Raw genomic sequence first — 17083 nt, forward strand, 5'->3', positions numbered from 1 at the left:
CTTCGGCTGAAAGAGCCTCCTCGCAATGACGACAAGTGGTATCGTCATTGCGAACTGAGGAAATGGATTGAGTGTTGGAGTGAAGCAATCTATGCTGCAAGGCATTAATGATTTAAAATGAATAAATAGCAAAAAAGATTGCTTCGTTGGCTGAAGAAGCCTCCTCGCAATGACGAAAAGTGGAATCGTCATTGCGAACTGAGGAAATGGATTGAGTGTTGGAGTGAAGCAATCTATGCTGCAAGGCATTAATGATTTAAAATGAATAAATAGCAAAAAAGATTGCTTCGTTGGCTGAAGAAGCCTCCTCGCAATGACGACAAGTGGTATCGTCATTGCGAACTGAAGGGTTGGGATTGAGTGTTGGAGTGAAGCAATCTATCCTGCAAGACGTTGATATTTTAAAAATGAATAATAGCGAAAAAGATTGCTTCGTTTGCTGAAAAAGCCTCCTCGCAATGATGATAAGTGGAATCGTCATTGCGAACCGAAGGTTGGGATTAATTGCTAGCGTGAAGCAATCTATCCTGCAAGACGATAACTGATTAAAAGTATATAATAGCAAAAAAGATTGCTTTCCCGAAATTCGGGACGGGCTGTCGTGCCGCCTCGCAATGACGGACAATAATAAGTATGATAAACCGCGAAACGATAGATAAGATAATGGATACCGCCCGGATAGAGGAGGTAGTAGGGGATTTTGTGCACTTAAAAAAACGCGGAACCAGTTTAATTGGTAACTGTCCTTTTCATGGCGAAAAAACACCTTCCTTTCACGTATCCGTAACCAAAGGCATTTATAAGTGTTTCGGTTGTGGCAAGGGTGGCGATTCGGTGCGTTTTATCATGGATCATGAGAAATACTCTTATCCGGAAGCACTTAAATTTTTAGCCAACAAATATAATATAGAAGTAGAGGAGGCTGAACTTTCTCCGGAGGCAGCGGAAGCGCAAAGTGCAAAAGAAAGTCTTTACATCGTATCTCAGTACGCTGCGGCTTTTTTTGTGAAACAACTTTGGGAAACGGATGAAGGTAAAGGGATTGGTTTAAGTTACTTTAAGGAACGCGGATTCAGGGAAGACATCCTGAAGAAGTTTGAAGTCGGTTATTCTCCCGATGTTTGGGATGCTTTAACACAAAACGCAACCCACGCCGGCCATAAACTGGAATTTTTGGAATCAACCGGTTTATCCATTAAAAATGATAACGGGAAAATTTACGATCGTTTTCGCGGCCGGGTGATGTTCCCCATTCATAATTTTACCGGTAGAATTATTGGCTTTGGCGGCAGAACGTTAAAAACCGATAAAAATGTTCCGAAATATCTAAACTCGCCTGAAAGCGAGATCTACCATAAATCGAATGTTTTATATGGCTTGTTTCATGCCAAGAAAGCCATTCGCGATTCAGACAACTGTTACCTGGCAGAGGGTTATGCCGATGTGCTCTCCGTTCACCAGGCCGGAATAGAAAATGTGGTAGCCTCTTCGGGTACCTCCTTAACGGTAGAACAGATCAAGCTGATTGGTCGTTTTACGCAAAACATTACCATCCTGTTTGACGGGGATGCTGCCGGAATAAAGGCCTCACTTCGTGGTCTGGACATGATTTTGGAAGAGGGGCTCAATGTTAAAATTGTTTCCTTTCCCGATGGGCACGATCCCGATTCCTATATGCATCATGTGGGGGCGGGCGCATTTAAAACTTACCTCGAAAATAACCGGAAGGATTTTATCCTGTACAAGGCAAATGTTCTCCTGAAAGACGCTGGTGACGACCCGATTAAACGCGCCGGGATTATTCGCGACATCGTAGAAAGTATTGCTAAAATTCCCGATCAGATTAAGGCTTCTGTTTTTATTAGAGAGAGCAGCAGTTTACTCGAGATTGAAGAAAGCGTATTGCTTTCAGAATTAAATAAAATCCGTTCCGGGAAGGTTAAAAAGAATTTTGAGAGCAACCAAAGGGCTCATGCACAAAGCAGTCAGCCGCAATCCTATTCATCAGGTGCACCAGAACCGCTTGGGCCACCAGATGATTTATGGGATGATAATGCCGGGCCTTCCGGATATGGAGAACCCAAGGTTGATACTGATGAGATCCAGGAGAAAGAAATAGTAAGGTTGCTGCTGGCCTACGGACATGAGTTTGTGAACTGGGACAGTATTGATGATATGTACATTGGCTCTTTCGTCATGCAAAATCTGGCCGATGTTGAATTTGAAAATCAACTTTGTAAAAGCATTATCGATTACTATAAGTCGGAAATTGATAATGGCAGATTACCTACGGCCAATCATTTTATCAAACATGAAGATCGCGATATTGCTGATTTAGCGATTACTTTATCCACATCTGAATATGCATTAAGTGAAAATTGGCTCAATAAGCACTTAATTTATGTAAAGGATGAGTCCATGAATCTCAAAGCCACTATTCTGGGAGGAATCTTCCACCTGAAGAAAAGGAAAGTCGATAGGATTTTAACCAACCTTTTAAAAGAAATTAAAGAGGAAAAAGATGCAGATAATCAAATGATCCTGATGCAAAGATATAGTGTAATTAAGGGCGTGGAAAGAGAGATTAACAAATTTTTAGGTTCGGTAATTGTAAAGTAAGGATTGAATAAAAGAAGGATTAAATTATTGAATGATAGAATAAAAGAAGGATTGAATTATCGAATGATTGGATAAATGAATGATAGAATGTAGAATCGGGATACACGAACATCCAATATTTATCATTTTTATTATACATTTGAAATAAACATTCACTCACTCATTCAATAATTCAATCATTCAAAATTCACTCACTCACTCATTCAAAATTCACTCAATCAATAGTTCCTTATGGCTGTTCACAACGACTTAGGCAAACATGGTGAAGCTATTGCTAAGGACTACCTGGAAGCCAATGATTATGAGATCCTCGATGAAAACTGGACATATGGAAAGGCTGAAATCGATTTAATTGCCTACAAAAATAAAATTATGGTTTTTGTGGAAGTAAAAGCCAGAACTTCTGTTGCGTTTGGTGAACCCGAAGATTTTGTAGACACCGCCAAACAAAAGCAGCTGGAACTGGCCTCTGCAGAATACATCGAAATCATGAATCATCAAAATGATATTCGTTTTGACATTATTGCCATTACCTTTACAAAAAATAATACGTACACATTAAACCATATTGAAGATGCTTTTTGGCCTGAAGACTAAACAAATCTGCACATTTATCCTTTTTGGAATTATCCTTGCCTTTTTAGGCTCTTGTAAAGACGATGCGCCGAAAACTTATCGGTCTTTGATTTCTCCCATGATGGGACTTAACGTTGCATCGGGAAATGATTTTGAGGTTAAAGCCCTGTTTGGTAAAGAAGGAAAAGTAGATTCCGTAATTTACCTGATGGATAGTACCAAGGTTACCGCCAAAACCGATACCATGGCCATAAAAATGAAAACTGCTGGTTTAAAATTGGGTAATCACTTAATTACGGCTAGAATTTATGGTGATGGAAAATCAGAAGATCTTACCTCTAATGTGAACATACTGGCTGCCCAGGCACCGGTAGAATACAGCTATAAAATAATCAAAACACTTCCTCATGATACGTCTTCATATGTAGAAGGCTTGGAATATCATGATGGATTTTTCTATGAAAGTGCTGGCGATTATGGTCATTCCAGTTTACGCAAGGTAGAACCCGCTACAGGAAAGGTTGTGTTAAAGGCAGACCTTGATCAGCGGTATTTTGGAGAAGGAATGACGGTGGTAGGCGATAAAATCATCCAGTTAACCTATCGTGAAAAAACCGGATTTGTTTACGATAAAAAGACTTTTAAAAAATTATCAGAATTTACCTATAATGAAGGCACGCAGGAAGGTTGGGGATTAAATTTTGACGGTGAAAAAATACTGAAAACAGATGGTTCCAATACCATATTCTTTTTAGATAAAAACAACTATAAAACCATTGGCGTGATTGATGTTTTTGACAATAAGGGAGCGATTCAACAACTCAACGAATTGGAATATATTGACGGGAAAATTTATGCCAATGTTTATACAACAAATCATATCCTCATCATTAACCCGGAAACTGGTGCAGTTGAAGGTAAAATCAACCTCAGCGGCTTACTGGCAGATGATTATTTCAAAACAGATGATGCAAGGGCTAATAATGTGCTGAATGGAATCGCTTACGATAAAGCTTCTAAAAGACTATTTGTAACAGGCAAAAAATGGCCGCACATTTTTGAAATTAAAATATCAAAGCAATAAAATATTTCAGTGTACGATTCAATAAAAAAGCCAGAGTCATCTGGCTTTTTCATTATTTGTCCTTTTTCTTTGATTCAATTAAATAACCATTAAAGTTAATGGGCTGTTTATTGTTTCCGCTGGCAATTAAGTTTGCATAGCCATTTTCGGTTACGTTCAAAGTAAGCCTGAAATTCTCCCGTGAAACATCCTTCGTGTTAATCTGTATAGTGTATGCCCCCTTTTTGTTTTTCGATTCCTTATAGCTGAAATCCTTTGAGGTAAACTTAATGCCGCCTTCATTCGGATTCATCGGCGCGCTGAAGGAGCGGCCATAATAAGGTAAATAAGCAACTACGCTATCCTTGGTTACTTTTAAATCATACTGACTACCGGTTAAATTGATGGTTGCGCCGCCCTGATTCCCAGGCATGCTGGATAAAATCCTGGAAACATCCATATTGGCCAAAGGCATGGCTGAATTGGCTACGAAGGTGTAATTTTTTTCACTCAATATTTTTACAGTAGTTTCTTTATTTGTTTGTGCAAATAACTGTAAGGCAGATGCAGTTAAGGCAATGCTCAAAATCAGTTTTAAAAGTTTCATATTGCTGTTTCTTAATGATATAACAATTTAAAGATGTATGGGTTTGAAAGATTCCATAAACAGGGTACCAAATAAAAAAGCCATCGCATTTTACAATGCGACGGCTGTATATGAAATCATCAATGGAAATGATATGATTATCTCCAGGCTTTATACTGATTGATTAAGCCATTGGTTGAACTATCATGACTTTCTACTTTTTCACTGCCGTCTAATTCAGGAAGAATCTTCTTCGCCAGTTGTTTTCCTAGTTCAACTCCCCACTGGTCGAAACTAAAAATATTCCAGATTACCCCCTGAACGAAGATTTTGTGTTCATAAATAGCGACCAAACTGCCTAATGTATATGGTGTCACTTTCTTCAAGAGAATAGAATTGGTAGGACGGTTGCCTTCAAAAACTTTGAATGGGGCAATTTTCGCAATTTCTGCTTCTGATTTACCATCTTTTTTCAGCTCCTCCACTACCTCTTCTTCCGTTTTACCATTCATTAAGGCTTCTGTTTGGGCAAAGAAGTTTGAAAGTAAAATCGGGTGATGGTCACCCAATGGATTTAAGCTTTGTGCAGGCGCGATAAAATCAGCAGGAATAATCCGAGTGCCCTGGTGAATCAATTGATAAAAAGCATGCTGGCCATTTGTTCCCGGCTCACCCCAGATAATGGGGCCAGTTTCATAATCCACCTCATGGCCATTTCTATCTACATGTTTACCATTGCTTTCCATATCTCCCTGCTGGAAATAAGCTGCAAAACGATGCATGTATTGATCATATGGTAAAATTACCTGCGTTTCTGCATTGTAGAAATTGATGTACCAAATACCCAATAAGCCTAAAATTACAGGCAAGTTGTTTTCAAATTCTGCAGTTTTAAAGTGATTGTCAGTGGCGTGTGCACCAGCAAGTAATTCTTTAAAATTGTCAAAGCCGATACTTAATGAAATGGATAGACCAATGGCGCTCCATAAAGAATAACGACCGCCAACCCAATCCCAAAATTCAAACATATTTTCAGTATCAATCCCGAAAGCAGATACATCTTTGGCATTGGTTGATAATGCTGCAAAATGTTTCGCAATGTCGCCTTCTTTACCACCTTTTTCTAAAAACCATGATCTGGCAGAGTGTGCATTTGTCATGGTTTCTTGTGTGGTGAAAGTTTTGGAGGCCACTAAAAATAACGTGGTTTCAGCATCTAATCCGGATAAGGTTTCCGCAATATGTGTTCCATCAATATTGGAAACGAAATGTATATTTAAATGATTCTTATAGTGCTTCAAAGCTTCAGTCACCATTACCGGGCCTAAATCTGACCCGCCAATACCAATATTTACTACATCTGTAATGGCTTTGCCGGTGTAACCCTTCCATTCGCCACTGATAATGCCGTTGCTGAACTTTTCCATCTTGGCCAATACCGCATTTACATCCGGCATCACATCTTTACCATCCACCAGGATAGGGGTGTTACTTAAATTTCGCAAGGCGATATGAAGAACCGAACGATCTTCAGTTTCGTTAATTTTATCACCAGCATACATTGATTTTATAGCTTCATCCAGTTTGCATTCACGTGCCAGTTGCATCAGCAAAGCTAAAGTTTCATCGCTAATGCGGTTCTTGCTGTAGTCTAATAAAATATCTTCAAAAAAAACAGAAAACTTGTTGAAACGATCTGCATCTTCAGCGAAAAGATCTTTAATGCTTTTCTGGTTAATATCAATAAAATGATCGGCTAAATACTTATAGGCCGCTGTTTCTGTAAAATTTATTTTTGGTAACATAATCTTTGTTTTTTGTAAAAGTAATAAAGCAAAAATTTAAAATGGTCTTTTTAATGTTCAAAAATCATTATGATTAACTCCCCTGCGCTCATTTGTAGCAGTAAGCGAGTAAGGGAGGTTGATTATTGTAATTTCGGGCAAAAATGTATAGCTTAGGTTATCTTAAACTAAACTGCAGTTCCGCTCATGAAATACATCTATCTCGCCGGCTTGTCATTCCTTTCGCTCAACTTATTTGCTCAGAAATCACCTTTAAAAGAAGAGGTTGCTAAAAAAGCTAACGCGATTGAACAAAAAGTGATTACCTGGCGGAGAGATTTTCATGAACATCCCGAATTGGGCAATACAGAGGTCAGAACCGCTGGTATTATCGCTAAACACCTGGAGTCATTGGGCATTCAGGTGACTACCGGTGTGGCCAAAACAGGTGTGGTTGGGGTGTTAAAAGGTGGTAAACCCGGGCCCGTGGTGGCCTTGCGTGCAGATATGGATGGGTTACCCGTAGTGGAAAGGGTTGATCTGCCTTTTGCTTCAAAAGTTAAAACACAATATAACGGGCAGGAAGTTGGCGTAATGCATGCCTGTGGTCATGACAGCCATGTGGCCATACTGATGGGGGTTGCAGAAGTATTGAGTACCATAAAAAAAGATATTCCCGGAACGGTGAAGTTTATTTTTCAGCCTGCTGAGGAAGGCGTACCTGCCGGTGAAGAAGGCGGGGCAGCTTTAATGATTAAAGAAGGTGTTTTAGAAAATCCAAAAGTTGATGTGATTTTTGGCTTGCACATCAATTCTCAAACTGAAGTTGGAAATGTCACTTATCGTCCGGGCGGAACAATGGCTGCCGTGAATGATATGAAGATTACAGTCACTGGTCGTCAGGCACATGGCGCATACCCATGGAGTAGCATTGATCCTATTGTGACTTCAGCTCAGATTATCAATAACCTTCAAACCATTGTCAGCCGAAACCTCAATGTAACCGAAAATCCTGGTGTAGTGACTATTGGTGCTATAAATGGAGGTATCCGTTCTAATATCATTCCGGAAAAAGTGGAAATGCTGGGCACGGTTCGTAATTTCAGTCAGGAAGATGAAGCCATGTTTATCGCGCGCATTAAAACCATTGCCACCAAAACAGCAGAAGCAAATGGTGCAACTGCAGAAGTAAAGATCCCTTACAGCAACCACTATCCGGTTACTTTTAATAATGTCGCCCTCACGGAAAAAATGCTGCCGAGTATGCAGGCGACTGCCGGCAAAGATCATGTATTATTGAGGCCACCGGTTACCGGAGCCGAAGATTTTTCATTCTTCCAGGAAAAAATTCCTGGACTATTTGTGTTTTTAGGTGGTATGCCCAAAGGTAAAGATCCTTTAAAAGCCCCTTCGCACCATACACCCGATTTTTACCTGGATGAAAGTGGTTTTGTATTGGGCGTTAAATTACTTTCCAACCTTACGCTTGATTATTTGGCGATGAAAAAATAAAAAAGTTTAATTCTGCATCACTTTAACTGATTTTACCGTAACGTTTCGCTTTGATCCTCATCTGGCTATGCCTGATGCTCAATCCGATTTTATATATTTGCCACTATGACAAAAGAAAACTTGCAGGATTTAAGGGACAGAGTAACGTCCCTGAGGAGGCATCTTTGACGTTGATGAGCTCCTTTACGCCATTCGCGAAGAAGAAAAATTAACCATGGCACCCGATTTCTGGGATGATCCAAAAAAAGCAGAAAAAATTCTGGCTGAAATCAGTTCCAAGAAAAAATGGACAGATGGTTTCAATGATACCCATAATGCTGTGGAAGATGCGGCGGTGATGCTGGAGTTTTTCCAGGCTGGCGATGCTTCAGAAGCAGAAATGAAAGAACAGTTTGAAGCCAGTACCAGGGCCGTTGAAGAACTGGAACTGAAAAACATGTTGCGCAACAAGGAAGATCAGCTTTCTGCAGTGATGCAGATTACCGCTGGTGCAGGTGGAACAGAAAGTTGCGACTGGGCTTATATGCTCATGCGGATGTACATCATGTGGGGTGAGAAAAACGGATATAAAATAACGGAACAGGATAGTCAGGAAGGGGAGATTGCCGGGATTAAATCGGTTACCCTCCAGTTCGACGGTGATTTTTCTTACGGATACCTGAAAGGTGAAAACGGCGTTCACCGTTTGGTGAGGATTTCACCATTTGATTCGAATGCCAGAAGACACACTTCTTTTGCTTCGGTATATGTTTATCCTCTGGTAGATGATACGATTCAGATCGACATTAATCCGGCTGATATTGAATTTGAAACCTTTAGGGCGGGTGGTGCCGGCGGACAAAACGTAAACAAGGTGGAAACAGCCGTTCGTTTATACCACAAACCTTCAGGCATTATTATTAAAAACCAGGAGTCGAGATCGCAATTGCAGAATAAAGAAAACGCCATTCGTTTATTAAAATCTCAGTTATATGAGGTAGAGGAACGTAAACGGAATGAAGCCATTGCAGCGGTAGAAGGATCGAAGAAAAAGATAGAATGGGGTTCGCAGATCAGGAGTTATGTTTTGGACGACAGGCGCGTGAAGGACCACCGTACCAATTACCAGACCTCTAATCCTGATGCGGTTTTAAACGGTGATATCAACGACTTTTTGAAAGCTTATTTAATGGAATTTTAATCCTGGAGATTTGATTAGCTAAATTTAAATCTTTGTATATTTGATTAGCAAGTATTAATATTAATTAAATCATTATGAATACATTAACGATAGAATTAACCAATCAAAAAGCCTATAAACTTTTAAAGGAATTAGAAGAGTTACATCTTATTAAGGTAATCAATGATTCAACTAAAATATCCACTCTTCGAAATCAAATTAAAAGTCCGATGAATACTGAATCTATTGATGCGCAATTAAATCATTTACGTGAGGAATGGCACAGAGATATTTAATTGATACATCTGCTGCCATAAAATATTTAAATGGAACATTCCCATTAAAAGGTTTAATCTTTATGGATGATGTTTTAGATGTTGAATCTGTATTGTCATTTATCTCAGAAATAGAATTGCAGGTATGGAATCCTATTAATCCGGATGATATCAATATTTACAGGCAATTTGTTTCCAACTCCATTATCTTATTTCTGGAAAATGGGATTATTGCCGAGACGATAAGAGTTAGAAAAACTTATCATCTTAAATTACCTGATGCATTGATTGCTGCTACCTGTTTAATTAATAATCTAACGCTAATAGCTGACAATGATAAGGATTTTGCTAAAGTTGAATCTCTAATATGTATTAATCCAAATAATTTATAAAACAGTGAATAGACTATTCTTAATTTTGATCATTTCTCATTGTATTATTATCACAAAAGCCCAGGAAGTTATTCCCCTTTACGCAGGAAATATTCCTGGTGCAAAACCAACCCCGTCAGATTATATAGAAAATACTGAAGTCCGTGCCAATGGTACTTTAAGTATTACGAAAGTCTCAATACCAACATTAACGGCTTTTGAAGCACCAAAAGATATTGCTACGGGTACAGCGGTAATCATTTGTCCGGGTGGTGGTTATGGCGCTTTAGCTTTTAGTCATGAAGGCATTGATGTGGCCAAACGTTTTAATGCCATTGGTATTACCGCTTTTGTCTTGAAATACCGTTTGCCAAGTGATCAGATCATGGCGGAGAAAACCTATGGCCCCTTGCAGGATGCGCAGCAAGCCATTTATCTGGTGCGGAAAAAGGCCAGGAAATATGGCATTAAAAAGAATAAAATCGGCATCATGGGCTTTTCAGCCGGTGGGCATTTTGCTTCAACCCTGATTACGCATTATCATGATATAAAAATTGCCGACCCTGAAAAAATTGATCTCCGGCCAGATTTTGGCATATTGGTTTATCCGGTAATTAGTTTTGAAGAATCTGTTCATACCGGAACAATGAAAAACTTACTGGGCGATTACCCGACAGATAGTTTGAAACATTATTTCTCAGCAAATAAAAACATCAATAGGAAATCTCCGCCGGTGTTTTTCGTTCATGCAAAGGATGACAACGCGGTTCCTTATGCTAATAGTATTTTAATGCATGATGCTTTGAAGAGCCATGGTATATCTTCTGAAGTTTATCTTTATGAAAAAGGTGGTCATGGCTTTGGCCTCATCAATAAAACCTCAGATGTGGATTGGTTTAATTTAATGGCAAGTTGGCTTAAAAAACAAAAGTATTGACATTTGGCAATTGATAAAGCTTTGAATTTATGATTGCGATGTATGCAGGTGATTATTTGTGTTAATTTTTAATATATTTGCGGCCAGTCGTTTACGCCTCAGTTTATAAAAATGAATAACCAAATTAAATACATCATGGTGGCTTTCGTTGCCATTATTTCAATTGCAAGTTGTAAAAAAGAAATTGATTGGGACGGTTTAGGGCCGAACACAAGTCCTGAAAGTAGTAATGGTGGAGCTACCTCTGAATATTTCATTACTTTTAAGGCAGATGGTATTGCTATAACTGAAAAGGAAGTTTCAGCAGTGAGAAATACAAGTTCAACACCTAGATCATTAACCATTTTAGGTACTATGGCTAATGGCACAGCGCCAAGACTTAAATTCTTTAGTAATGAGTCAGTTATCGGATTTTCGCCGGGATTAAATACAGGGAATAGCGATTACACCTATCCATTTTCATATGTAGAATATACAAATGCATCAAACGCTTTATATTCGACTATTAATGATAGCGAAGGTATTTATTTCTTTTATTCTGATGTGGCATACACTAATGGTGGTATAATAAAGGGATCGTTTAGTGGTCAGGTAAAAGGAACAAATGGTGCTATCATTAAAATTACTGAGGGCAAATTTAATTTAAAATTCAGCAATTAGATTTATTATTGATGGGGTAACGCTTCATGAATTGTCTGAAGTAAGCCACCACTATAAGGGTCATCATTCAATTCCCAGAACATAATCCCGTTCAGTTTTCGATCGATAACGTATCTGGTTTTTAGTGATATAGATTTCTCATCATCAAATGTAACCAAACGTTTGGCGGTGGCATTGTAATAATATGGTGCTTTAGCCACATCATCCCAATAGTACTGATAGCCACTGTCTTTACTGAAAAAGGTTTTGTAATCTCTGGATGAAACACCATCCAGAAATTTAGTAGGCTGATATAAGCCATGATTCGCATCCGTGGTATTCTCAAATATTCTTCCATAGAATGCCGCACCTAAGGCAATTTTATCTGGCGGAACACCATATTTGATCATTTCTTTAATGGCATAATCTGCTGATGACTGTTGCTGCGGCGTAGAATAAAGTGGCGTATGGTGACCGCTGATTTTGGCATAACCGCCTACCAGATCGTAGCTCATTAAATTAACACGATCAACCAATGGCATCACTTTTTTCCATTCAAAGCATGAATCCAGACAGTTTTTATTGCCACCGGCAGCAAAGCTGATTTCGGCTTTCCTGCCCAGTTCATCTCTTAAAGCCTTAATCAGCAAGGTGAAATTTTGTTTATCTGCTGCCATGTATTTGTGCCCTGGATAACCTTCAACTGCCGGGTATTCCCAGTCGATATCAATTCCATCAGCTTTGAAATAATTCAATAAGGCTTTTGTAGTTTGGGCAAAAGTTTTCCGGCCACTGGCCCGGCTAAAAACTTCGGAGCAATTCGGGCAGGCACTCCAGCCGCCCATGGCAATCATCACTTTTAAATCGGGATTTCTTTTTTTTAAATGTACCATTCTGTCAATTAAAGCAGAATCTTTAGCAGAACTGATGTAAAGGCTATCACCTTTTAAGTGACCAAAACTATAAATCAGGTGACTGATCTTTTCAACCGGAAAACTATCGATCACTGTTCCATTACCCGTATAGTAGGCAATCACATTCGGTTTAAGAGGTTTTTGAGCAAAAAGACTGGTGCTGAAAAATATTGCTGTAAAACTAAAAAAGGTTAAAAAAAGTGATTTAGACTGCATCCTGAAAATTTTAATGGGTATTTGGCTCTTCTTTTAAAATATCTTGTAATTCATTTAGTTCTGCTGCTTTTTCTGTTGCACCGGCATTTTCATAAGCAGAAATCAGGTTTCTGATCACCCTGCGAATGATATCTGTATTGCTGCAGGGCTTATAATATTCTGGCAACGGCTCTAAATTGAGCTGACGCAGAAACTGGTCTACATCATGCTTGCCAAAAATATTGCCCCGGTTAAAGGCATTAATATAGAATAAAACACTATAATCCGTTCCTTCCTGTTTGCTGTCGTCAATATAACCTAAAATAAAATGTTGAGGCAAATTGATACCATAAACAGGTAAATCCAATTTCTGGGCAAGGGTAGAATAAATGATGGCCAGTGAAATCTGGTTGCCTTTTTTACTTTCTAAAACCTGGTTTAAATAAGAGTTTTGTGGATCATGGTGGTTTTTCGTATTGCCGCCAAAGCCATATTGCTGGTACAATACATGGTTGATGAGTTTAACCTTTTCTACAGAACTCATCTCATATTGCAAACCCAGCCAGATATCGCGTTTGATTTCTTCCATCTGGATGATGATTTTTTGTTCATCCAGATCAGGATATTGATAGCGGTTAATAATCATGGCACCTTGAAGCAGATCAAATGCACCGCTCAGATACCATAAATTTAAATCTTCTTTAACCGTACTAAACTGAATCTGGTGAACGATATTTTCGATGCGCTCCTGTAAAAGCCCATCAAAAGACTGCTCCCAGGCATTTTCCAGATAGTGGATCACTTCACCACCATATTCCAGTAATTTTTTTTCTACATGATGATAAACTTCTTCATCAGGATCATCAAGTAATTTAACTAAAGCACTTATCTCTGTGATATTTTCCATAAAACATATAACCTGTATGCGGCGATTAATTACTTTTGCAATATGCTATTTCAATTTATTACCGATTATCTTAAACACCAATTAACAGCTAAAACCAGACACGGTACACACTCACCCTTTGTGTACAAGCTTGCAGATGAGGTAATTTACGATTTTACCGACAAATCTGAATACAAAACAATAGAAGCGCAAAGAAAAAAACTTTTTTCTGACGAATCCACTATAACCGTTACTGACTTGGGGGCCGGTTCTCATCTCAATAAAAATCGTACAAAGAAAGTCAATCAGATTGCACAGAACGCACTTAAGAGTCCGCGTTTAGCCAAATTGATATATCGTTTGGCAAAAGATACCGGGCCTAAAACAGCCATTGAACTGGGCACCTGTTTAGGTATCACTACTTCCTATTTATCCAAAGCCTGTCCGGAGGCTGAAATTATCACGATTGAAGGTTGTCCGCAAACTGCTGAAGTTGCCCATCAAAACTTTAAAGATCTTGACCTGCAAAATGTCGAACTTCATGTAGGAAACTTTGACCTTATCCTGCCAGATATTATCGCGAGGCAACCGAGTCTGGATTTCGTTTACATTGATGGCAACCATAGAAAAGATGCCACTTTGAATTACTTTAAATGGTGCCTGCCGAAAGTAACTGAACATTCATTGCTTATTTTTGATGATATTTACTGGAGCAAGGGCATGAAAGAAGCCTGGGAAGAGATTAAAAGCCATCCGGATGTGACCGTAACGATCGATTTATTCTGGATTGGTTTGGTTTATTTTAAGAAAGGTCAGGCAAAAGAACATTTTAAATTAAAATTTAAACAGTGAACATCGAACCGAAATTAAAGGGCATTCAAAAGTTATCTGCTTTATATATACTGCTGATTAGTTTGCTGGCAGGTATTGCTGGCTATTTTATTGCGTTGCCGCTTCAATTCGGAACTTTAACCCAGATGATGTTTGGCTGGGATCTTTTTTGCCTGGTTTTAATCAGCCTGCACTGGTACATGTTTTTTCATACTTCTGTAGCGCAAACCCATTTAAAAGCCGTTAAGCAGGATGAAACCCGGGGCGAGATCTTTGCCGTTGTGGTGGTTTCTACCTTCGCAGGCTTGCTTGCCGTGGTTTTATTATTAATTGATCAGGATATCAAGCCATTTGACCTCATCATCGCCATATCAGGCATGTTCTTATCCTGGTTTTTGGTGCATACTACCTTCAGTATGCGTTATGCCCATCTTTATTACGAAACCATTGATCAGGGCGATGCCCTGAAAAAAGGCTCCGGATTGGATTTCCCCGGGAATGAAGCACCAGATTTCATTGATTTCGCTTATTTTTCTTTTGTTCTCGGCATGACTTTTCAGGTTTCTGATGTGGAAATTTCTTCCCGGAGAATCCGCCGGCTTTCGTTACTTCACAGTTTAATTGCTTTTGTATTTAATACAGTTATTGTGGCATTGACTATAAATGCATTGGCCGGGTTAGGAAAGTAAATGTTTGTTGTATGGTTATAGGCATTGCAGCTTTTCTGGTTTGATGATGCAAAATTCTTTATTTTATTGGCCTTTCTATACAGATGATCTGAAAATAGTGGCATCCTTTATGACCTGTTCTTCACCATTTCTGGTCTGGTTGATTACCTTTTGGGTAACCGATGGGTTAACAAAGGGTAAGCAAGGGGTTAACAAAGGGTAAGCTAAGGGTTAACCAAGGGTACAGAAAAGGTTAACAAAAGGTAATGCAATGTCGAACAAATGGTAATAACAGATTCATGCAGCTGATATCTAAGGGAACCCTTACTGAAATACAGGATAGATGCTTGTTTTTCGGTTTGACATAAATGTCTTAGATTTTTCAGCGTAAATCGATTTCATCTGCGAGAGACGTCTTGCTAATATTAAAATGAATCCCTCTTAGCAAACTATGTTTACTAGTTTTTAACCTCTATGGTCACTTTTAAAAACCTTTGATAAAACTATATAGCTTATAATTTGAGTTCGATGATGAAATGCGCTTTAGTGAGATTTGAAAAGGTTTTTTGGGTCAAAGCGAAAGTCGCCTTGTACTAAAATTTGCTGGCTTTCGCTGCCAGACAGTTTAAATGGGTATTATCCTATACTTTATAGTGGCTTAAAATGTTCATTTGCTGGCAGAGTTGAAGAGTAGCTAAAGTTAAGCTTATCTCAAAAAATGTAATGAATTCTTTCGTGATATCAACCTTCCTCTACAAATGGATACTTTTCCTACACTTTAATTAAACCACTACAATTTAGCTAAGGAATAAATTTCGTAGACCTTAATTTTTAAAAAAACTGATTTACGTTCGTCACTCCAAAACAGTAGAATATCACTTCATATTGCACGTTCGTCAAAAAGATCAGACCATAATTATTCTTTTTTACCTTCTTTGTTTTTGATTGTCAGGCTTGCTGAATGATAATTATGGTTCGAAGAACGTAGAAAACATTATATAAACTTTTATGAAATCTAAATTTATTTTCTTTTTTCTGTTTGTACCCTTTTTAGCTTTTAGTCTAACACGGGATAATGCGGGTTCACAAGGTAATGCTGGTGCCGTATCCGGATTTTTTGAAACGTATAATCCAATTAATTATCCTGCTGGTGCTGGAAGTTGGTGGCATTTGTTAGATGTTAGGCATAGCAACGCAGAAAATAATTATGCCATGCAATTTTCTGGCAGCTTCTTCGATCAGAACCTATTTTTTCGGAAAACGAATAATAATGCCGGTCAGCCCTGGTCTAAAATACTATTGCAAACGGATGGTAAATCAATAGTGGACGGACAGGCATCATTTTCTTACGGTAATACCAATATGGGTGGTTACAGCTGGACCAATGCGGTTCTCAATACAAACAGCATCGAGATCGTAAATAATAACAGCACGGTTAATCATTCTTCACCTACGCTTGCCTTTCACCGTTATGGCAGCGGTGGGCCACAATTCAGGCTTGCTGCCGATGGATCAAATGTACTTTACCTGGAAAGTTCTGGCGAAAACTCGGCAAGATCACCTGCGCCTTACGGCGGTGGTCCGAACAACTATTTCAGCAGACTTTATGTAGATGGTGGCATGGTTACGGCCGGAAATATAGGCATCGGAACCTCAAGCCTTACCGAAAAGTTAAATGTGGAAGGTAAAATCCAGGCACGGGAAATTAAAGTGGAAGCGACCAACTGGCCGGATTATGTATTTCTACAAGATTATCAATTGCCTACACTTACTCAGATAGCTAAACAAATCAAGCTTAATGGCCACTTTCCGGATATACCATCCGCAAAAGAAGTGGAAGCCAATGGGATTGCGCTGGGTGAAATGGTGATTTTACAGCAAAAGAAAATAGAAGAATTAACCATTTATCTTATTGAATTAAATAAGAAAGTAATCAGCTTAGAATCGGCAAAAAGAAAGATAATAATGATGTCCACAAAAGATTTAAGGTTACTAAAGTAGATTACTTTACTATCTAATACTTTTTCGAGAATTGAATAACATTAGAAAATAAAACATACAACGTTAA

Annotated in this window: 17 protein-coding genes; 12 read left to right on the forward strand and 5 right to left on the reverse strand. The window is 38.6% G+C overall.

Annotated elements, in window-relative coordinates:
- A partial coding sequence (locus CBW18_RS21570) for a hypothetical protein (RefSeq protein WP_216359251.1) occupies nt 1-336 on the reverse strand: 336 nt, incomplete at its 3' end.
- A 297-nt stretch (nt 337-633) separates the two neighbouring features.
- Between CBW18_RS21570 and dnaG the strand changes: the two genes are divergently transcribed.
- The 3 genes from dnaG to CBW18_RS15230 all read left to right on the forward strand — a co-directional run bounded on the left by dnaG (nt 634) and on the right by CBW18_RS15230 (nt 4279).
- The gene (gene dnaG, locus CBW18_RS15220) at nt 634-2619 is read left to right on the forward strand and encodes a DNA primase (protein ID WP_088302184.1); all 1986 of its coding nucleotides are present in this window, start codon (nt 634-636) and stop codon (nt 2617-2619) included.
- A 231-nt stretch (nt 2620-2850) separates the two neighbouring features.
- Nucleotides 2851-3216 carry a YraN family protein gene (locus tag CBW18_RS15225; protein WP_088302185.1) on the forward strand — a complete coding sequence of 122 codons (366 nt, stop codon included), beginning with the start codon at nt 2851-2853 and terminating at the stop codon, nt 3214-3216.
- Nucleotides 3194-4279 carry a glutaminyl-peptide cyclotransferase gene (locus tag CBW18_RS15230; protein ID WP_088302186.1) on the forward strand — a complete coding sequence of 362 codons (1086 nt, stop codon included), beginning with the start codon at nt 3194-3196 and terminating at the stop codon, nt 4277-4279. Before CBW18_RS15225 ends, CBW18_RS15230 begins: the two co-directional genes overlap by 23 nt.
- A gap of 52 nt (nt 4280-4331) precedes the next feature.
- On the opposite strand, the gene CBW18_RS15235 is transcribed toward CBW18_RS15230, so the two are convergent.
- Together CBW18_RS15235 and pgi are read right to left on the reverse strand one after the other, a co-directional pair.
- Complete coding sequence (locus CBW18_RS15235) at nt 4332-4865, reverse strand: DUF4251 domain-containing protein (RefSeq protein ID WP_088302187.1); 534 nt, start codon at nt 4863-4865, stop codon at nt 4332-4334.
- A gap of 137 nt (nt 4866-5002) precedes the next feature.
- Nucleotides 5003-6649, reverse strand: a complete 1647-nt coding sequence (gene pgi / locus CBW18_RS15240) for a glucose-6-phosphate isomerase (protein WP_088302188.1) — start codon at nt 6647-6649, stop codon at nt 5003-5005.
- A gap of 186 nt (nt 6650-6835) precedes the next feature.
- Between pgi and CBW18_RS15245 the strand changes: the two genes are divergently transcribed.
- From CBW18_RS15245 to CBW18_RS15270, 6 genes are all read left to right on the forward strand, one after another.
- On the forward strand, nt 6836-8140 hold the full coding sequence (locus CBW18_RS15245) for an amidohydrolase (RefSeq protein ID WP_088302189.1): 1305 nt from the start codon (nt 6836-6838) through the stop codon (nt 8138-8140).
- Between the two features lie 105 nt (nt 8141-8245).
- Nucleotides 8246-9320, forward strand: a protein-coding gene (prfB, locus tag CBW18_RS15250) for a peptide chain release factor 2 (protein ID WP_216359252.1) whose coding sequence is annotated in 2 segments (ribosomal slippage) — nt 8246-8305 and nt 8307-9320 — 1074 coding nt in all. Because the reading frame shifts where the segments join, the coding sequence is not laid out codon by codon here.
- Nucleotides 9321-9394: 74 nt separating this feature from the next.
- On the forward strand, nt 9395-9595 hold the full coding sequence (locus CBW18_RS15255) for a hypothetical protein (RefSeq protein ID WP_088302191.1): 201 nt from the start codon (nt 9395-9397) through the stop codon (nt 9593-9595).
- On the forward strand, nt 9577-9966 hold the full coding sequence (locus CBW18_RS15260) for a type II toxin-antitoxin system VapC family toxin (RefSeq protein WP_088302192.1): 390 nt from the start codon (nt 9577-9579) through the stop codon (nt 9964-9966). The genes CBW18_RS15255 and CBW18_RS15260 overlap by 19 nt, the downstream gene beginning before the upstream one ends.
- A 4-nt stretch (nt 9967-9970) precedes the next feature.
- Nucleotides 9971-10882: an alpha/beta hydrolase gene (locus CBW18_RS15265; RefSeq protein ID WP_088302193.1), complete on the forward strand. Its 912-nt coding sequence runs from the start codon at nt 9971-9973 to the stop codon at nt 10880-10882.
- Nucleotides 10883-10993: 111 nt separating this feature from the next.
- Entirely contained in the window at nt 10994-11542 is a 549-nt protein-coding gene (locus CBW18_RS15270; protein WP_088302194.1) for a hypothetical protein, read from the forward strand.
- Between the two features lie 5 nt (nt 11543-11547).
- Here the strand turns inward: CBW18_RS15270 and CBW18_RS15275 are convergent, their stop codons facing one another.
- Both CBW18_RS15275 and CBW18_RS15280 read right to left on the reverse strand, forming a co-directional pair.
- Nucleotides 11548-12651 (reverse strand): glycoside hydrolase family 18 protein, encoded by a 1104-nt coding sequence (locus tag CBW18_RS15275; protein WP_088302195.1) that lies wholly within the window; start codon nt 12649-12651, stop codon nt 11548-11550.
- Nucleotides 12652-12661: 10 nt separating this feature from the next.
- Nucleotides 12662-13537, reverse strand: a complete 876-nt coding sequence (locus CBW18_RS15280) for a transglutaminase-like domain-containing protein (protein ID WP_088302196.1) — start codon at nt 13535-13537, stop codon at nt 12662-12664.
- Nucleotides 13538-13579: 42 nt separating this feature from the next.
- On the opposite strand from CBW18_RS15280, the gene CBW18_RS15285 reads away from it, so the two are divergent.
- From CBW18_RS15285 to CBW18_RS15295, 3 genes are all read left to right on the forward strand, one after another.
- On the forward strand, nt 13580-14368 hold the full coding sequence (locus CBW18_RS15285) for an O-methyltransferase (protein WP_088302197.1): 789 nt from the start codon (nt 13580-13582) through the stop codon (nt 14366-14368).
- Nucleotides 14365-15036, forward strand: a complete 672-nt coding sequence (locus CBW18_RS15290; RefSeq protein WP_088302198.1) for a DUF1345 domain-containing protein — start codon at nt 14365-14367, stop codon at nt 15034-15036. The genes CBW18_RS15285 and CBW18_RS15290 overlap by 4 nt, the downstream gene beginning before the upstream one ends.
- Nucleotides 15037-16023: 987 nt before the next feature.
- Nucleotides 16024-17016, forward strand: a complete 993-nt coding sequence (locus CBW18_RS15295; RefSeq protein WP_088302199.1) for a hypothetical protein — start codon at nt 16024-16026, stop codon at nt 17014-17016.
- The last annotated feature ends 67 nt before the right edge of the window (nt 17017-17083 follow it).

Source organism: Pedobacter sp. AJM, assembly GCF_002197755.1.
GTDB lineage: Bacteria > Bacteroidota > Bacteroidia > Sphingobacteriales > Sphingobacteriaceae > Pedobacter.